A 17,763-nucleotide genomic window follows, 5' to 3' on the forward strand; every position below is an offset into this window, starting at 1 on the left:
TCAGCGGCGGGCGAAGCGCGCCAGGCGCTGCTCGTCCAGGGTCAGGCCAAGGCCCGGTGTGTGTGGAATGTGCAGCTGGAAGTCGTGGTACTGCGGTGGCTCGTTGACGATTTCTTCGGTCAGCAGCAGCGGCCCGAACAGCTCGGTGCCCCAGGTCAATTGGCGCAAGGTGAGGAACGCGTGGGCCGAAGCCAGGGTGCCGATCGAGCCTTCGAGCATGGTCCCGCCGTACAGGGCGATACCGGCTGCTTCGGCGATCTGCGCAGTGCGCAGCACCGCACGGGGGCCGCCGTTCTTGGCAATTTTCAGGGCGAAGATGCTGGCCGCGCCGTCGGCGGCCAAGCTGAAGGCGTCCTCGACGCTTTCGATCGATTCGTCAGCCATGATCGGTGCCGGGCTGCGCTGATTCAGGCGCACCTGACCGCCCCGGTTGATCCGCGAGATCGGCTGTTCGATCAGGTCGATGCCGTTGTCGCCCAGCACCTGGCAAGCGCGCAGGGCCTGGGACTCGTCCCAGTACTGATTGACGTCGACCCGCACGCTGGCGCTGTCGCCCAGCTCGCGCTTGATCGCCACCACGTGCTTGAGGTCCTGGTCCACCGGGTTGGCGCCGATCTTCAGCTTGAACACGCGGTGGCGGCGGATTTCCAGCATGTGCTGGGCTTCGGCGATATCGCGGGCGGTGTCGCCGCTGGCCAAGGTCCAGGCCACTTCCAGGCTGTCACGCACGCGGCCGCCCAGCAGTTCGCTGACCGGCAGGCCCAGGCGCTTGCCCTGGGCATCGAGCAAGGCACTTTCGATACCCGACTTGGCAAAGGTGTTGCCCTTGGCCAGCTTGTCCAGCTTGAGCATGGCGGCATTGATGTTGTCTGCCGGCAGGCCGATCAGGGCCGGCGCCAGGTGCGCGTCGATGTTGGCCTTGATACCCTCGGGGCTCTCGTAGCCATAGGCCAGGCCACCGATGGTGGTGGCCTCGCCGATACCTTCGACGCCGTCGCTGCAGCGCAGGCGCAAGACCACCAGGGTCTGCTGCTGCATGGTGTGCATTGCCAGCTTGTGTGGGCGGATGGTCGGCAGGTCGACGATAATGGCGTCTACACGTTCGATCAGGGCGTTGGTCATGGTCGGCAGGTCCCGTCTGGTCGGGCCGCACACTGCGGGCCCGACACTGCATTTACTTGATTAATCAAGCATTGCGCGACAACCTGCCGGCCGTCCAATATCAAATGAATCTCCCACCATACCCTGGAGGTCTGATGGAGCTGCGCCACCTTCGCTATTTCAAGGTGCTGGCCGAAACACTGAACTTCACCCGCGCCGCCGAGCTGCTGCATATCGCCCAGCCGCCGCTGAGCCGACAGATCAGCCAGCTCGAAGACCAGCTCGGCACGTTGCTGGTGGTGCGTGAGCGCCCGCTGCGCCTGACCGAGGCCGGGCGGTTTTTCTACGAGCAGACCTGCACCGTGCTGCAGCAGTTGGAGAACATCAGCGACAACACCCGCCGCATCGGCCAGGGGCAACGCCAGTGGCTGGGCATCGGCTTTGCCCCCTCGACCTTGTACACCGTGCTGCCAGAGCTGATCCGCGAGTTGCGCCAGGACAGCGAGCTGGAGCTGGGCTTGAGCGAGATGACCACGCTGCAGCAGGTCGAGGCGCTCAAGAGTGGCCGCATCGATATCGGCTTCGGCCGTATTCGTATCGATGACCCGGCCATCCTCCAGCAGGTGCTGTGCGAAGACCCACTGGTCGCGGTGTTGCCCAAGGGCCACCCGCTGACGGGCAACCCACTGACCCTCGCCCAACTGGCCAAGGAGCCCTTCATCCTCTACCCGGCCAACCCCCGGCCCAGCTACGCCGACCATGTGCTGGCACTGTTCGCCCATCACGGCATGACCCTGAAGATCAGCCAATGGGCCAACGAACTGCAGACCGCCATCGGCCTGGTCGCGGTCGGGCTCGGCGTTACCCTGGTGCCGTCTTCTGTGCAACAGCAGCACCGCACCGACATCGCGTATGTCGGCTTGCTCGACAGCAGTGCCGTCAGCCCGATCATTCTCAGCCGTCGCAAGGGCGATGTGAGCCCGATCGTGCAGCGCTGCCTGGCGTTGATTGCCCAACAGACCCCCTGACCTGCCCCGTATACCCTTCGGTATATGGAGGTTCCCGTTGAAGTGTTTCATGCTCCGACACGCGATCGCACAGTGCCGAGGCATCACAAACACTCAATAGAAAACCATTGCTGCGCCGGTTTCCGGCGCAGCGCGGAGTCGAACATGACGGGACGTCTCAATGGCAAGGTCGCGCTGATTACAGGCGGCGCGGGAGGGTGCGGGTTGGCCGCATCGCAACTGTTCGCGGCAGAGGGGGCGCGGGTCGGTATCGTCGACTTGCCGGGCAGCAAAGGCGCCGAGGTGGCTCGGCAATTGCGCGATGCCGGCCATCACGTGCTGTTCGCACCCGCCGATGTGTCCGACGCGCAGCAGGTCAAAGCCGCAGTCGCGGCCGTGGAACAAGCGTTCGGGCCAATCACCGTGTTGCTCAACCACGCCGGCATCCTGGCCGCCGTGCCCTTCCTGGAAACCAGCGAAGAAGAGTGGGACCGGATCATGGCCGTGAACGTGAAAAGCATGTTCCTGGTCACCAAGGCGGTATTGCCGGGCATGCTCTCGGCGGGCGGTGGCAGCATCGTCTGCACGTCGTCGATTTCGGCGGTGGTGGGCACGCCCATGGAGGTGCTGTATTGCACCAGCAAAGGCGCCACGCACATGTTCGCCAGGGCCATCGCCGTGGAGTTCCGCGACCGCGGCATCCGTGCCAATGCGATCTGCCCGGGCTTCATCGCCACCGACCACGGCCTGCGCGAAATCGACATGCTGCGCAAGCACGGGGTAGATGTCAGCGAACACGCGATCGCCGCGGCCCAGGGGCGCTTGTGCCAACCCTCGGAGGTGGCCACCGCGGCCTTGTTCCTGGCCAGCGACGATGCCAGTTTCGTCAACGGCACCCACCTGTTTGCCGACAACGGCTACACCGCCATCTGATCACAATAATAATGGGCAGGAGAGCAACGTGAGCACCTCATCGAACAACATGCACATCAACGAGTTCGGGCTCGACCAGGCGCACTGGCGCAACTGGGCGGGCAACCAGTCGTGTATCCGCGCGGCACGTGGCGCCCCCTCCAGCGAAGACGAGCTGTGCACCCTGGTCAGCCAGGCGAGCGCCAATGGCATGAACGTGCGCGTGGCGGGTTCCGGGCATTCGTTTACCCCGGTGGCGCTGACCAACGGCCTGCACCTGTCGCTGGGCAACATGAGCGGTGTGCGCCACATCGACCTTGAGCAAAAACGCGTTACCGCAGCCGCCGGCACCACCATCAACGCCTTCGGCAAGGCGCTGCGGGCGGCCGGCCTGTCGATGGTCAACCAGGGCGACATCGACAGCCAGTCGATCGCCGGCGCCCTGACCACGGGCACCCACGGCACCGGCCTGACCTTGGGCAACCTGGCTTCGTCGATCGTTGGCCTGAAGCTGGTTCAACCCAATGGCGAGATCATCGTGGTGGATGAAAGTACGCCCGACCTGCTGCAGGCGAGCCGAGTATCGCTGGGCGTGCTGGGGATCGTGTCGGAACTGACCTTGCAGGTGACCGACAGCTTCAACCTGCACGAACGCATCTGGCGTGAAGACTTCGAAAGCGTGATGGACAAGCACGATGAACTGGCGCGCACGCACCGCCACTTCAGCTTCTTCTGGTGCCCCTACGAGCAGAGCCGGCACTGCTACTGCCTGCCGGACACGGCGGTAACCTCCACCAGTGGGCGCACCACCGATGTGTGCGAGGTGAAAGTCATGGACATCACCGACCGCCCGGCCTGGGAAAGCGAATTCGAGAAAGTCGCCTACAGCTCGGACGTGTACCCGATCGAGTACCTGCCCAACTTCCATGAACTGGAATATGCCGTGCCCCTCCGGCACAGCAAGGAAGCCTTGCGGGCCGTGCGCAAGCTGATGCTCGAGGACTTCCCCGAGGCGATTTACCCCATCGAGTACCGCTTCACCGCCGGCGACGGCGCCTGGATGAGCCCGTTCTTCGAGCAGGACAGCGTGACCATTTCGGTGTCTGGCCAGCCGGGCACCGACTACTGGGACTACCTGCGTGCGGTCGACCAGATCCTGCGCGCATACGGCGCTCGGCCGCACTGGGGCAAGCTGCACTTTCTGACCGGTGACGACGTCAGTGCCCTCTACCCCCGTGCCCAGGATTTTCGCAACCTGCGCCGCCAGCTCGACCCCCAGGGTATCTACCTGAGCGAGCACCTCAGCCCGCTGTTCAAGTAAGCCGCAACGCTTGGCACAACGCCCGAGGCAGCCCCTCGGGCGTTGTGCGTTTCAGGCGTTCAGGCCTTGGCCAGGTAATCGATGAACAGGCGAAACAGTTCGGCGTTGGTGGAGATCTCCAGCCGCTGGTAGATATTGTGCTTGTGCACTTTCACCGTGCCATCCGAGATGTTCAGTTGCCTGGCAATCGACGCATTGCTGTGCCCCTGCAACAGCAACTTGGCGATGTAGCGCTGGGTCTCGGTCAACTGCCCCTGCAAAATCTCGACAAAGGCATCTTCCAGCACCCCGCCCTCGGCAGGCGCATCGCGCAGGTAATCGGCGTAGCGCAGCCGACAATGCTGGCCCAGCACCGAGGCCAGCACGGGCGCCATGGCAGCCAGCACCTGCATGTCGTCTTCGCTGAAGCTGCCACTGCTGAAGTTGCGCATCAGCGAGTAGACGACGGCCACCTGAGGCCGCAGCGCAATGATGAAGCCCACCTCCTCCACCGAGGTGCCGTAGTCGGACGACACGCACGGGTGGATGTCCTTGGAGATGGAAAAGCCTGAAGCATAGAAACTGTCGGGCGCCAGCTCGCTCATGCGCCAGAGCCCGCCTGGGTGCTCGTTGACGCAGGCGACATAGAACGGGTCGAGCAGGTAGCCGCCCCGCACGTAGGCGTTCAGGGTGCGCTCGGACACCGAATCGTTGTAGCCGTTATGCACCAGCAGCGCATGCTGGTTGAACTTGAACAGATAACCACAGCTCATCTCGAATGCCAGTTTTGCGCGCAAGAGCGCATCGATGGCCGGCCCCAAAGCCTCCGTGCCGATCGCATCGATCACCGCCGCCAGCCTGTTCGCTTCTTCCAATGTCATCACTCACCCCGCTGTCGTGCACACAAGCCCCTGGGCAACTTACCGCCCTGCACCGCAAAAAGCACAAAATCCGGGGCGCCCTGGGCGCTCCGGATCATGTCGGCGACGTTTTTCGGTCAGGACGGTTCGGCGGCTACCTTGTAGGCACTGGCGGCATCGTCCTCGCGCCCCATCTCCACAGCCTTGGGTACGGCCAGCCAACTGGCGAGCAGCATGGCGAACAGGCCACCGCTGAGCTTGCCGATGATCAGCGGCAGAATCAGCGAGGGCTGGAAGTTGGCGGAGAAGGCCATGTGGTCGCCGAAGGTGAAGGCGGCGCACACCGAGAAGGCGATCACCAGCACCTTGTCCTTGGGCGGCATCTCGCTCACCAGCCTGAACATGGCCAGAATGTTGGCCGAGGCGGCCAGCACCCCGGCGGCGCCGACCCCGGACATGCCGAACCGCGAGGCGACCCGCTCGATGGGCCGTGCCAGAAAGCGCTTGAGCAGGTGCACCATGGGGAACGCCCCACACAGCATCAGGCCAACGTAGCCGGCAATTTCCAGCGCGCGGAACTGGTCGTCAGCATCAGCGATGATCGGGGCGAAGCCCCAGCTACCGAACACAGCGCTGAAAAAGCCGGTGAAGTACTGGACGATGGAGGCCACCAGCACCAGCACCACACCGATATACATGAACTGACCGAGCTTGAGGAACAGGTACACCATCAGCGTCGGGAAGTAGCGCAGCGCGGCGGCCAGCACGATACAGAACAGAATCAACGGCATCAGGTTGCGCACCAGCATCGGCCAGGTGAAATGCAGCGCCTGGGTGGCCGCGCCGGTGGTGGCGATGTCCGGCCGAACATCCAAGCCGAGCAGTTGCATGGTCATGGCGATTACCATGATGCTGACGGGAATGGTCAACAAGCCGGCCATGATCCCCAAGGCCATGTACTTGTGGTCGACCTTGCGCAGCATGGCCAGCCCCACCGGGATCACGAAGATGATCGTCGAACCGGACTGGAAGCCGGTGATCAGGCCGAGGATCCAGCCTTCCGGGCTTTGCGCCAGGGCCTTGGCCAACTGGTAGCCGCCCATGTCAGAGGCGATGAAGATCGGCCCGGCAATCCCTGGGTCGGCGCCCAACGCCAGGAACAGCGGCGCGATGAGCTGGCTGATGCCTGCGGATATGTACGGGATTGCCGCCATGATGCCAGCCACGGGGATGAAGATCGGGCCAATGCTGTGCAGGCCGGCGATGAATTCCTGGCCCAGTTCACCCTCCGGGTTGTAGATGGATGCCACGGCGCCCAGTACCGCGCACACCATGATGACGTAGATGACATAGGTGCCGATGTTTTCCATTTGCCGCCTCATTCTTGTAAGCGTTATAGGGTTGGCAGGACTGAAAGACACGGGGGCGTAATTGTTTTTATCGCGCATGCAAGGTGCGCCCCGTCGACGGTTAAGCTATTCGGCAGGCAGCGGGCTGTCCATATACCGGGAGGTATATGCAGTTCCCAGACAGCAACACCACAGGAGCAATGGAATGATTCACGGCAAAACACTAGACGCCTGGTACGCCTCCCACCCCTTGGTCGAGGACCTGGTGGCACTGCGCGAAACCTGCTGGTTCAACCCTGGCATCGCGCCAACCGCAGAGGCCTTGGAAGACGTCGGCCTGACTGCCGCCGACGTGCACGCAGCCAGTGCCCGGCTGCTGCGCTTCGCTCCGTACCTGGCCACGGTGTTCCCAGACACCGCCGCCTCTGGCGGCATCATCGAATCACCGATTCGCCCGCTGCCAACTTTGCAACACGCCTTGCAGCAAGCAGCCGGCCTCGCGCCCAGCGGCTCACTCTGGCTCAAGGCCGACAGCGAGCTACCCATCTCTGGCTCGATCAAGGCCCGCGGCGGCATCCACGAAGTGCTCAAGCATGCCGAAGACCTGGCGCTGGCGGCCGGCCTGATCACCCTGCACAGCGATTACCGGGTACTGGCCAGCGACCCAGCCCGGCAGTTCTTCAGCCAGTACAAAGTGGCCGTCGGCTCCACCGGCAACCTGGGCCTGTCGATCGGCATCATGAGTGCCCGGCTGGGCTTCCAGGCCACGGTGCACATGTCTTCCGATGCGCGGCAGTGGAAAAAGGACAAGCTGCGCGCCAACGGCGTGAACGTGATCGAGTACCCGTCCGACTACAGCGTTGCGGTGGAGCAAGGCCGCCAGCAGGCCGCGGCAGACCCTGCGTGCTACTTCGTCGATGACGAAAACTCGCCGCACCTGTTCCTCGGTTATGCCGTGGCAGCCGAACGCTTGCTGGGCCAATTCAACGCCGCCGGTATCAAGGTCGACGCCGAACACCCGCTGTTCGTCTACCTGCCCTGCGGCGTGGGCGGCGGGCCTGGCGGAGTGGCGTTTGGCTTGAAGCTGGTGTTTGGCGACCATGTGCACTGCCTCTTCGCCGAGCCGACCCATTCGCCCTGCATGTTCCTTGGCGTTTACACCGGCCTGCATGACCAGACCAGCGTGCAGGACTTCGGCATCGACAACGTCACCGCCGCCGACGGCCTGGCGGTGGGCCGCCCTTCCGGTTTCGTCGGCAAGGCCATGCAACGCTTGCTGGATGGCTACTACACGGTAACGGACGAGCGTCTGTACCAACTGTTGGTACTGGCCCATGACCTGGAGCAGGTACGGCTGGAGCCCTCGGCGCTGGCCGGCATGCCCGGCATGCTGCAGGTGCTGCAAGCGCCGCAGTACCTGGCGCGCAGGGGGCTGACGGCGCAACGCATGGCCAACGCCACGCACCTGGTGTGGGGCACCGGTGGCAGCATGGTGCCGGATGAGGAGTATGCCGCCTACCTGGCCAAGGGGCGTTAAGCCGTGCGCCGGCGATAGGCCAGCAGCAGGAAGACGAACCACAACGGCATCACGCACAGCGCCATCCGCGTATCCGGCTCCAGGGCCAGCAACACCAGCACGAAGCCGAGGAAAACCAGCGACGTGACGGCCATGGGTACGCCACCTGGCAGCTTGAGCGTCGACGCCTGGTGCGCGGCCGGGTTGCGTTTGCGGTAGGCGAGGTACGCGGCAAGAATCATCGACCAGGTGAAGATCACCAGGATCGCCGAGATGGTCGAGATCAGCGTGAACACCGTCATCACCTCGGGGATGATGAACAGCAAGGTCAACCCGGTCAGCATGCACACCCCGGAGAACAGCAAGCTGTACACCGGCACGCTGAGTGCCGAAAGCCTGGCGAAGATGGCCGGTGCGTTACGCCGCTCGGCGAGGCCGAAGAGCATCCGGCACCCGGAATAGACGCCGCTGTTGGCTGAGGACGCCGCCGAGGTCAGCACCACGAAATTGAGCATGCCGGCGGCAGCCGGGAAGCCGGCCAGCAGGAACAGCTCGACGAAGGGGCTGCGGTTGGCCGGTACTTCTGCCCACGAAACCACGCTGATGATGCACACCAGTGCCAGGATGTAGAACAGCAGGATGCGCAAGGGAATGGTGTTGATGGCCTTGGGCAGCGAGCGGTGCGGGTTCTTTGCCTCGGCCGCAGTGGTACCGATCAGCTCGGTGCCGGCGAAGGAAAACACGGCAATCTGGAACCCTGCAAAAAAGCCGCTGATGCCATGGGGCAGCACCGTGCCTGGCGCCACCACATTGGCAAGCGAGGCGACCACCCCATTGGGTGATACATAGGCGGTGGCGATCATTACGGCTGCAGTGATGATCAGCAGGACGATGGCGACGATTTTGATGATCCCGAACCAGAACTCCACTTCGCCGAAGATTCGCACCGCCAGCATGTTCAGGCCCAGCAGCACGAACAGGGTGAGGAACGCCGGTATCCAGGCGGGCACGTCCGCATACCAGTACTGGAAGAACCCGGCCACGACCACCACATCACCGACCACCGCCACACTCCAGCTCAACCAGTACGACCAGCTCAGCACGAAGCCTGCGCGCGGCCCCAGGTAATGGGCGACGATGTCGGCGAAAGATTTGAAACGCAGGTCGGATAACAGCAGTTCGCCCATCGCCCGCATGACGAAGAACACGAAGAAACCCAGGATGGCGTAGACCAGCAGGATGGAGGTGCCGGACAGCGCGATGACCTTGCCCGACCCCATGAACAAGCCGGTGCCGATGGCGCCACCGATAGAAATCAACTGGATGTGGCGGTTTTCCAGCGTGCGTTTCAGGTGCCCGTCACGGGGCGAATCTGCAGGTTTGCTTTGCTCAAGGCTTGCGGACATGTCTTGCATGAGCGACCTCTTTTTATTGTTGGAATGGGTGCCAGGGGCAAGGCCCGCACAGGCCTTGCCCCGGTGCTATTTGCACGTGCTATCAACAGGCGCTTTCGAAACCTTGCAGGGTGTTGACGGCATTGATGCCGATTTCGTCGACCATGTAGCCGCCCTCCATCACGAACAGCGTCGGGATACCCGCACGGGCGATCTCGGCGCCCAGGCGCAGGAAGTCTTCGCTGGTGAGCTTGAAGTGGCTGATCGGGTCGTCCTCGAAGGTATCGACGCCAAGGGATACGACGAGAAAGTCGGGCTGGTGCGCGACAACGCGCTTGAGCGCCTCCTGCAAGGCCTGCCGATACTGCGCCCAGGCGGTGCCCTTGTTCAGCGGGTAGTTGGCAGTGAAGCCCTCGCCCGCCCCCGAGCCCTGTTCGTGGGCATAGCCGGAGAAGTACGGGTAGCAGAAGTGCGGGTCACCGTGGATCGACGCGAAGAACACATCGGGGCGGTCGTAGAAGATGTTCTGCGTGCCGTTGCCGTGGTGAAAGTCCACGTCCAGCACGGCCACCCGCTGCGCGCCCTGGCTCAGGCAGCGTTCGGCGGCAATGGCGGCGTTGTTGAGGTAGCAGTAGCCGCCCATGTACTCACGGGCCGCATGGTGCCCGGGTGGGCGACACAAGGCGAAGGCGCTGTGCGCGCCATCGATGACCCGTTGCATGCCGGTCAGGGCCACGTTGGCGCTGCTGCGCACGGCCTCCCAGGTGCCGCCGGTAATCGGCGCGCCGGCGTCCATGGCGTAGAAGCCCAGCTTGCCGTCGATGAAGCCCGGTTCTCGGTCGATGGCCAGGTCGCGCACCGGCCATACCAGCGGTAGCGCATCATGGGTCTTGCCGGTGGCCGTCCATTCTGCCCAGGCATTTTCCAGAAAGCTCACGTAGCGCTCGCTGTGCGCCGCGACGTAGCAGGCACGGTCGAAGGCCTGCTCGGCGATGACATCGCCCAGGCCCGTGGCCTGGACACGAGCCAGCACCGTGTCGGCACGCTGGGGGTTTTCGAATGAGGGTGTGATTGCCCCGTCCTTGAGCTCGGAGCCATGGTGCAAGCGATGATTGTGGCTAAAGACTGTCAGCACGCGAATGTCCTTTTTCAAGGTGTTATCGGATAACCAATTTTCGCGAGAGAGCAGTGAAAATGCTTTGCTTTATGCTCAGGCAAACCGGATGCTTGAGCAAAATATTCAGCCGGTAGCCACAAGATGAGCAAAGCTTTTGCTTACGAAGAACTGGACGAGGTAGACCGCGAGCTGCTGCGCTTGCTGCAGGAGGACGGCACCTTGTCCAGCGCCGCCCTGGGCGAGCGCTTGTCGATGACCGTCACGCCCTGCTGGCGCCGGCGCAAGCGCCTGGAGGAGTTGGGGCTGATCAAGGACTACCAGGCCAACCTGGACCGCAAGAAACTGGGGTATGACGTCATGGCGTTTGCCCAGGTGCGCTTTGGCAACCATTCGGCCGAAGCGCCTGATGACTTCGAGCAGGTGATCTTGAAGCTGCCGCAGGTGTTGTCGTGCCACAAGGTGACGGGTGAGGCTGACTATGTGCTGACGGTGCTGGCGACCGACCTGGAGAGCTATGGGCGCTTTGTCGAGGAAGTGTTGCGTCGGCAACCGGGCATTGCTTCGATTCAGTCGAGCTTGGCCTTGCGGGAAATCAAGGCGGTTAGCCGGGTGCCTGTCAGGTAAGGGCGATGGGGGGGCGGGTGCATGCCTTGGTTCTTACAGCGCCTGGGAGATCGAGCGCCGCCCGCGCGGCGCTTCGCGGGGCAAGCCCGCTCCCACATCTGTTTCGGGCCAATTATTCCTGAGGCATTGGCGCGCGGCCCCTTGGTGCCCGCCTCAATATCGCGTCGTACAAACAAGGCGGTCGCGCGCAAATGCCGCAGGCCTCATTGGCCCGAAACAGATGTGGGAGCGGGCTTGCCCCGCGAAGCGCCGCGCGGGCGGCGCTCGATCTCCCAGGCGCTGCAAGAACCAAGGCATGCCCCACCCCCACCCCCTACTCCGGCAAGCTATACCGCTCGGCAAAATACCGACGGAAGAACTCAACCGCCACCCGCACCTTGGCCGAGCTTGCCAGTGGCGAGGTGTATACGGCCCAGATATCCGCCGGCTGGTGATAGTCCGCCAACACCTGCACCAGCCGCCCATCCAGCAAGCTGTCGTGCACATCCCACCAGGACCGCAGCAAGATGCCGCGCCCATCCAGGCACCACTGGTGGGCCACCTCGCCGTGGTTGCTCGACAAGCCCCCGGTCACCCGCACGCTCTCTTCGCCATCAGGGCCCTCCAGCTGCCAGATACCAAACGGGTGGTCACGTTCCTTGATCACCAGGCAGTCATGGCTGCCCAGGTCGGCCAGCACTTTCGGCGTGCCGTGGCGCGCCAGGTATCCCGGCGCGGCACAGAGTACCCGGCGGTTCCTGGCCAGGCGCTTGGCGATCAGGTTGGGCGCAATGGTATTGCCCACGCGGATGTCCAGGTCGACCCCCTCTTCGATCAAGTCCACCAGGCGGTCATGCACATCCAGGCGAATATCCAGACGTGGGTAGCGCTCGGCCAGCTCCGACAAGGCCGGCGCCACAAACCGCCGACCCAGGCCCAAACTGCTGGCAATGCGCAGTTGCCCCGCCGGTTCGCGGTGCTGGGCGCTGATGTCATCCCCCATGCGCTGCACCGCGTCGAAAATCTGCAGCGCCCACTGGTACACCCGCTCGCCCTCCTCGCTGACCGTCACCCGCCGGGTGGTGCGGTGCAACAAGCGCACCTCGAGGTTTTGCTCAAGCAGGCGAATGCGTTTGCTGATGTACGCCGCCGACATGCCCAACTCGTCGGCCACCGCAGCAAAGCTGGCGCGTTTGGCCACCAGGAGGAAGATATTGAGGTCGTCGAGGTTTGGCAGATTATTCACACTTCGTGTTCCAAGAATCCATGAATGGCTAGATTATCTCCGATTCAAGGCCTTATAGCATGGCCCGCACCTGTTCCCTAGACAACGAGTGCGCCCCCATGAGCAAGACATTTAGAATTGCAGCAATCCCTGGCGATGGCATCGGCATCGAAGTACTGCCAGAAGGCATCCGCGTGGTCGAGGCTGCTGCCCGCAAGCATGGCCTGGACATCAGTTTCGAATTCTTCGAGTGGGCCAGCTGCGATTACTACCTGGCCCACGGCAAGATGATGCCGGACGACTGGTTCGAGCAGCTGAAGGGCTTCGACGCCCTCTACTTCGGCGCGGTCGGCTGGCCAGACAAGGTACCGGACCACATTTCCCTGTGGGGTTCGCTGCTCAAGTTCCGCCGTGACTTCGACCAGTACGTGAACATTCGCCCGGTGCGCCTGTTCCCGGGCGTACCCTGCCCGCTGGCAGGCCGCGAGCCCGGTGACATCGACTTCGTGGTGATCCGCGAGAACACCGAAGGCGAATACTCGTCCCTGGGCGGGCGCATGTTCGAAGGCACCGAGAACGAGTTCGTGCTGCAGGAATCGGTGTTCACCCGCCGCGGTGTCGACCGCATTCTCAAGTACGCATTCGATGTCGCGCAAACCCGCGAGCGCAAGCACGTTACCTCGGCGACCAAGTCCAACGGCATGGCCGTGAGCATGCCGTACTGGGACGAGCGCACGGCGGCCATGGCTGCCAATTATCCGGAAATCAGCTGGGACAAGCAGCACATTGATATCCTCTGCGCCCGCTTCGTCCTGCAACCGGACCGCTTCGACGTGGTAGTGGCCTCGAACCTGTTCGGCGACATCCTGTCCGACCTCGGCCCGGCCTGCGCCGGCACCATCGGCATCGCCCCGTCGGCCAACCTCAACCCCGAGCGCAAGTTCCCGTCCCTGTTCGAACCGGTACACGGCTCGGCACCGGACATCTTCGGCAAGAACATCGCCAACCCGATCGCGATGATCTGGTCCGGTGCGCTGATGCTCGAGTTCCTCGGCAACGACGGCGCCGACCCGCGCTACCGTGCGGCCCACGATGACATCCTCACGGCCATCGAACAGGTCATTGCCGCCGGTGACACCACCCGCGACATGGGCGGGCAGAAGTCCACCCAGGAAGTCGGCCGGGCCATCACGGCCTTGATCGAAGCCTGACCCGGCCGGGCCGATTAGCACACGTGTCTGACAATCGGCCCTCCCCCTCTTGCGAGCGGCGCGGATTAAATGCAAAATCTGTTAACCATTAGATGTACGTTAACCTTTAGTTAACAACCAAGGAAGGAGTGGTACTGCAACACCCCGGATGCCTGCCGGGTATAACAAGTACGCCAACGTCCAGGAGACGATGATGTCGCACAAGAATAAAAAGATTGATGTGTTCCTGATTACCATGAGCCTGATCGCCGTGCTGCTCACGGTGCTGGGCCTTGCAATGTTCCCCGCCGAAGCCGAACACGCGGCCAACCAGCTGTTCGAACTGTCCACCCGTACCTTTGGCACCAGTGTCCAGGTGCTGGTGTTCGGTAGCACCCTGGCCGTGCTGTACCTGGCCTTCAGCAAGTACGGCAATATCCGCCTGGGCAGTGGCAAACCCGAGTACGCCACCGCGACCTGGGTGTTCATGTTCATCTGCGCCGGCATGGGTTCCTCGACCCTGTACTGGGGCGTGATGGAATGGGCCTACTACTACCAGACTCCCGGCCTCAACATCGCCGCAGCTACCCCCAAGGCGCTCGAGTACAGCATTGGCTATTCGTTCTTCCACTGGGGCGTCAGCGCCTGGTCGATCTATGCCCTGGCCTCGCTGGCCATGGCTTATCACTTCCACGTGCGCAAGAAGAGCGGCCTGAACCTGGCCTCGATCATCGAAGCGGTGACCGGTTTCAAGGCGACCGGCCCCGTTGGCCGCAGTGTCGACCTGATCTTCCTGCTGACCATGATGGGCGCCCTGACGGTATCGCTGGCACTTACCGCCTCGACCTTGACCCGCGGCCTGCATGACCTCACCGGCACCCCCGACACATTCACCGTGCAATTGCTGGTGATCGGTGCCGTCGCGGTGATGTTCTCGCTCAGCTCCTACATCGGTATCGATGGCGGCCTGCAGCGCCTGAGCAAGATGGTGTGCATCGGCGCGCTGGTATTTGCCGCCGTCATACTGCTGGTTGGCCCGACGCAGTTCACCATCAACAATACGGCCAACTCGATTGGCCTGATGATCCAGAACTACGTGCACATGAGCCTGTTCACCGACCCGGCCGGCGACGGTGCCTTCACCCGCAACTGGACGGTGTTCTACTGGCTCTGGTGGGTGTCGTACGCACCGGGCGTGGCGATGTTCGTGACCCGCGTGTCGCGCGGCCGGCAGATCAAGGAAGTGGTCATGGCCCTGCTGATGGGCGGCAGCTTCGGTTGCTGGTTCTTCTTCGGCGCGCTGGAAAGCTACAGCATGCACCAGTTCATCACCGGTGCCATCGACGTGCCGAAAATGCTCAGTGAACAAGGCGGCGAATCGGCGGTGACACACCTGTTGCTGGCCTTGCCATGGGGCCAGGTGTTCCTGGGTGTGTACCTGTTCATCATGGCGATCTTCTGCGCCTCGCACATGGACGCCGCCGCGTATGCGGTAGCGGCCACCAGCACCCGCAACCTGCGCGAAGGCGATGACCCGACACCGACCCATCGCCTGTTCTGGTGCGTGGTGCTGACCCTGGTGCCACTGGCCATGCTGTTCGCCAAGGCATCGCTGTCGACCATGAAAACCGCGGTGGTACTGACGGCGATCCCGTTCATGGTGATTCTGCTGGTGAAGATCTACGGCTTCTTCAAGTGGATGTTCGAAGACTACGGCCAGGTCTCGGCCTACCGCATCGAGGAAGAGGCAGCGCGCCTGGCCGGTGAAACACCTGCCAAGCATGCCCCGCGCAGTGCCGCCGCCGTGCATTGAAACGAGTGAACTGAACTGGCCTGTGTGGGGCGGCCTCGCCCCACGACGGCAAATTTTTTTGCCCGGCCTGTTAACCAATAGATACGTGTTAACCAATAACTATAAACCGAGCTTGTGAGATCCCGTCATGAATGACTTCAAACGCCTGCCCGCCGATTTCTGTGCGAACGCCGAAGAGGCGTTCACTATCCCTGCCAGCTTCTACACCCAGGCCTCGGTTTTCGAGCACGAGAAGGAAGCCATCTTCGCGCGCAGCTGGATCTGTGTCGGCCACCGCAGCGAAGTGGCGCAGAACAATGCCTACATCACCCGCGAAGTGATTGGCGAGAGCATCATCGTGGTGCGCGGTCGTGACAGCGTGCTGCGCGCGTTCTACAACGTCTGCCCGCACCGCGGCCACCAGTTGCTCAGCGGCAGCGGCAAGGCCAAGAACGTCATCACCTGCCCGTACCACGCCTGGACCTTCAAGCTCGACGGCGAGCTTGCCCACGCCCGTAACTGCGACAACGTGGTGAACTTCGACAAAGAGAACTCCACCCTGGTGCCGCTGCGCGTCGAAGAATACGCAGGCTTCATCTTCATCAACATGGACATGGACGCAGGCTCGGTCGAAGACCAGTTGCCGGGCCTGCAAGCGCGCATGCGTGAAGCCTGTGGCGTGATCGACGACCTGCACCTGGCCGCACGTTTCGTCAGCGACACCCCGGCCAACTGGAAGTCGATCGTCGACAACTACCTTGAGTGCTACCACTGCGCCCCTGCCCACCCCGGCTTCTCCGATTCGGTAGACGTCGGCCAGTACAGCCACAGCATGCATGGTAACTGGACCCTGCAGTACGGCCTGGCAAAACCGTCGGAGCAGTCGTTCACCTTCGATGAAAGCGTGAAAGACCCGTCCTTCGCCGGCTTCTGGGCCTGGCCGTGCACCATGTTCAACGTGCCGCCAGGAGCCAACTTCATGACCGTGATCTACGAGTTCCCGGTGGATGCGGAAACGACCCTGCAGCACTACGACATCTACTTCCTCAACACGGACATCACCGAGGAGCAACAGAAGCTGATCAACTGGTACCGCGAAGTGTTTCGCCCAGAAGACCTGCGCCTGGTCGAAAGCGTGCAGAAGGGCCTGAAATCCCGCGGCTACCGTGGCCAGGGCCGGATCATGGCCGACCGCGAGCGCAGCGGCATGAGCGAGCACGGCATTGCCCACTTCCACAACCTGATCGCCGTGGCCCACCTCGACGATTGATCGCTACCGCTTGAGTCATTTGCACGTACTGGTGCGCGGCACGGCCTGCCGCGCGCCCTGGCAGTCGAGGTGAACCATGGCCAACAAATATGAAATGTTCAGCGTGTGCGTGACCGAAGTGGAACAGGCCACGCCGCTGATCAAGCGCTTTACCCTGGCCCGCGAAGATGGCGCGGCGATGCCGGCCTTCTCCGGTGGCAGCCATGTCATCGTGCAGATGCAGGGTGCCGACGGCAGCCAGTTCAGCAACGCCTACTCGTTGATGAGCGACCCGCGCGATACCCGCAGCTACCAGATTGGCGTGCGCCTGGAGGAACAATCCAAGGGCGGCTCGGCCTTCATGCACCAGCAGGTGCAGGTCGGCACCCGCCTGACCATCTCCTCGCCCAACAACCTGTTCGCCCTGGACCCAGCGGCCGGCCGCCATGTGCTGATTGCCGGCGGCATCGGCATTACCCCCTTCCTGGCACAACTGCACGAGCTCGAAGGCGGCGCCGCCGACTACGAACTGCACTACGCCTTCCGCGCCCCGGAACATGGCGCGTTCCAGGCCCAGTTGGCCAACGGCCCGCATGCCGACAACACCCACTTCTACATCGACAGCCTCGATCGCAAGCTTGACCTGGCGGCCTTGTGCGCGGGCCTGGATGCGTCCGCGCACCTGTACGTGTGCGGCCCCAAACCACTGATCGATGCAGTCATCGCCTGCGCCGCCAAGGCCGGTATTGCCGAGCAACGCGTGCATTGGGAGCAGTTTGCCGCAGCCCCGGTGACCGGTTCGGCATTCACCGTGGTGCTGGCGCAGTCGGGCATCGAGTTGCAGGTGGAAGAAGGCATGACCATTCTTCAGGCCATCGAGAAGTCCAAGGCCGCCAAGGTCGAGTGCCTGTGCCGCGAAGGCGTCTGCGGCACCTGTGAAACCGCCATCCTGGAAGGCGAAGCCGAGCACTTCGACCAGTACCTGAGCGATGACGAAAAGGCTGCCCAGCAGAGCATCATGCTGTGTGTGTCGCGGGCACGCTCGGCACGCCTGGTGCTGGACCTGTAACGCGCGATCGGGGCTGCGGGGCGGCCCCACGGGTTTCACCGTCAACCAAAAGTTGACAGCTTGAGTATACTGGCAGGCT

General features: G+C 63.0%; 15 protein-coding genes. 9 read left to right on the forward strand and 6 right to left on the reverse strand.

Annotated elements, in window-relative coordinates; genetic code table 11:
- Window positions 1-1,122 (reverse strand): muconate cycloisomerase family protein, encoded by a 1,122-nt coding sequence (locus tag LJX93_RS16390; RefSeq protein WP_033698746.1) that lies wholly within the window; start codon window positions 1,120-1,122, stop codon window positions 1-3.
- 134 nt (window positions 1,123-1,256) lie between these two features.
- Here LJX93_RS16390 and LJX93_RS16395 point away from each other — a divergent pair, with 134 nt between their 5' ends.
- The 3 genes from LJX93_RS16395 (at window position 1,257) to LJX93_RS16405 (ending at window position 4,341) form a co-directional block, all read left to right on the forward strand.
- The gene (locus LJX93_RS16395; protein ID WP_047580946.1) at window positions 1,257-2,129 is read left to right on the forward strand and encodes a LysR family transcriptional regulator; all 873 of its coding nucleotides are present in this window, start codon (window positions 1,257-1,259) and stop codon (window positions 2,127-2,129) included.
- A 144-nt stretch (window positions 2,130-2,273) separates the two neighbouring features.
- A complete protein-coding gene (locus tag LJX93_RS16400) occupies window positions 2,274-3,041 on the forward strand; it encodes an SDR family NAD(P)-dependent oxidoreductase (protein ID WP_033698749.1) in 768 nt (255 codons plus the stop codon).
- A 28-nt stretch (window positions 3,042-3,069) separates the two neighbouring features.
- Entirely contained in the window at window positions 3,070-4,341 is a 1,272-nt protein-coding gene (locus LJX93_RS16405) for a D-arabinono-1,4-lactone oxidase (protein ID WP_033698751.1), read from the forward strand.
- Between the two features lie 59 nt (window positions 4,342-4,400).
- Here the strand turns inward: LJX93_RS16405 and LJX93_RS16410 are convergent, their stop codons facing one another.
- On the reverse strand, window positions 4,401-5,201 hold the full coding sequence (locus LJX93_RS16410; protein WP_227696202.1) for a helix-turn-helix domain-containing protein: 801 nt from the start codon (window positions 5,199-5,201) through the stop codon (window positions 4,401-4,403).
- A 116-nt stretch (window positions 5,202-5,317) separates the two neighbouring features.
- Window positions 5,318-6,550, reverse strand: a complete 1,233-nt coding sequence (gene eutH, locus LJX93_RS16415; protein ID WP_033698753.1) for an ethanolamine utilization protein EutH — start codon at window positions 6,548-6,550, stop codon at window positions 5,318-5,320.
- Between the two features lie 184 nt (window positions 6,551-6,734).
- Between eutH and LJX93_RS16420 the strand changes: the two genes are divergently transcribed.
- Window positions 6,735-8,066 carry a D-serine ammonia-lyase gene (locus LJX93_RS16420; RefSeq protein ID WP_033698754.1) on the forward strand — a complete coding sequence of 444 codons (1,332 nt, stop codon included), beginning with the start codon at window positions 6,735-6,737 and terminating at the stop codon, window positions 8,064-8,066.
- Here the strand turns inward: LJX93_RS16420 and LJX93_RS16425 are convergent.
- On the reverse strand, window positions 8,063-9,460 hold the full coding sequence (locus LJX93_RS16425) for an amino acid permease (protein ID WP_227696203.1): 1,398 nt from the start codon (window positions 9,458-9,460) through the stop codon (window positions 8,063-8,065). The two genes, LJX93_RS16420 and LJX93_RS16425, sit on opposite strands and share 4 nt — an antisense overlap.
- A gap of 82 nt (window positions 9,461-9,542) precedes the next feature.
- Window positions 9,543-10,574, reverse strand: a complete 1,032-nt coding sequence (locus tag LJX93_RS16430; protein WP_033698756.1) for a histone deacetylase family protein — start codon at window positions 10,572-10,574, stop codon at window positions 9,543-9,545.
- Window positions 10,575-10,697: 123 nt separating this feature from the next.
- Between LJX93_RS16430 and LJX93_RS16435 the strand changes: the two genes are divergently transcribed.
- Window positions 10,698-11,180 carry an Lrp/AsnC family transcriptional regulator gene (locus tag LJX93_RS16435; protein WP_033698757.1) on the forward strand — a complete coding sequence of 161 codons (483 nt, stop codon included), beginning with the start codon at window positions 10,698-10,700 and terminating at the stop codon, window positions 11,178-11,180.
- 313 nt (window positions 11,181-11,493) lie between these two features.
- Here the strand turns inward: LJX93_RS16435 and LJX93_RS16440 are convergent, their stop codons facing one another.
- Window positions 11,494-12,405, reverse strand: coding sequence for a LysR substrate-binding domain-containing protein (locus tag LJX93_RS16440; RefSeq protein ID WP_033698758.1), 912 nt, complete (start codon window positions 12,403-12,405; stop codon window positions 11,494-11,496).
- Between the two features lie 98 nt (window positions 12,406-12,503).
- On the opposite strand from LJX93_RS16440, the gene LJX93_RS16445 reads away from it, so the two are divergent.
- The 4 genes from LJX93_RS16445 (at window position 12,504) to LJX93_RS16460 (ending at window position 17,684) form a co-directional block, all read left to right on the forward strand.
- Window positions 12,504-13,595, forward strand: coding sequence for a tartrate dehydrogenase (locus tag LJX93_RS16445; RefSeq protein ID WP_033698759.1), 1,092 nt, complete (start codon window positions 12,504-12,506; stop codon window positions 13,593-13,595).
- 193 nt (window positions 13,596-13,788) lie between these two features.
- The gene (locus LJX93_RS16450) at window positions 13,789-15,387 is read left to right on the forward strand and encodes a BCCT family transporter (protein WP_320326830.1); all 1,599 of its coding nucleotides are present in this window, start codon (window positions 13,789-13,791) and stop codon (window positions 15,385-15,387) included.
- Window positions 15,388-15,514: 127 nt separating this feature from the next.
- On the forward strand, window positions 15,515-16,636 hold the full coding sequence (locus tag LJX93_RS16455) for an aromatic ring-hydroxylating oxygenase subunit alpha (protein WP_156311223.1): 1,122 nt from the start codon (window positions 15,515-15,517) through the stop codon (window positions 16,634-16,636).
- 76 nt (window positions 16,637-16,712) lie between these two features.
- The gene (locus tag LJX93_RS16460) at window positions 16,713-17,684 is read left to right on the forward strand and encodes a PDR/VanB family oxidoreductase (RefSeq protein WP_033698763.1); all 972 of its coding nucleotides are present in this window, start codon (window positions 16,713-16,715) and stop codon (window positions 17,682-17,684) included.
- The last annotated feature ends 79 nt before the right edge of the window (window positions 17,685-17,763 follow it).

The organism is Pseudomonas sp. HN2-3 (assembly GCF_020691745.1).
GTDB classification, from domain to species: domain Bacteria; phylum Pseudomonadota; class Gammaproteobacteria; order Pseudomonadales; family Pseudomonadaceae; genus Aquipseudomonas; species Aquipseudomonas capeferrum.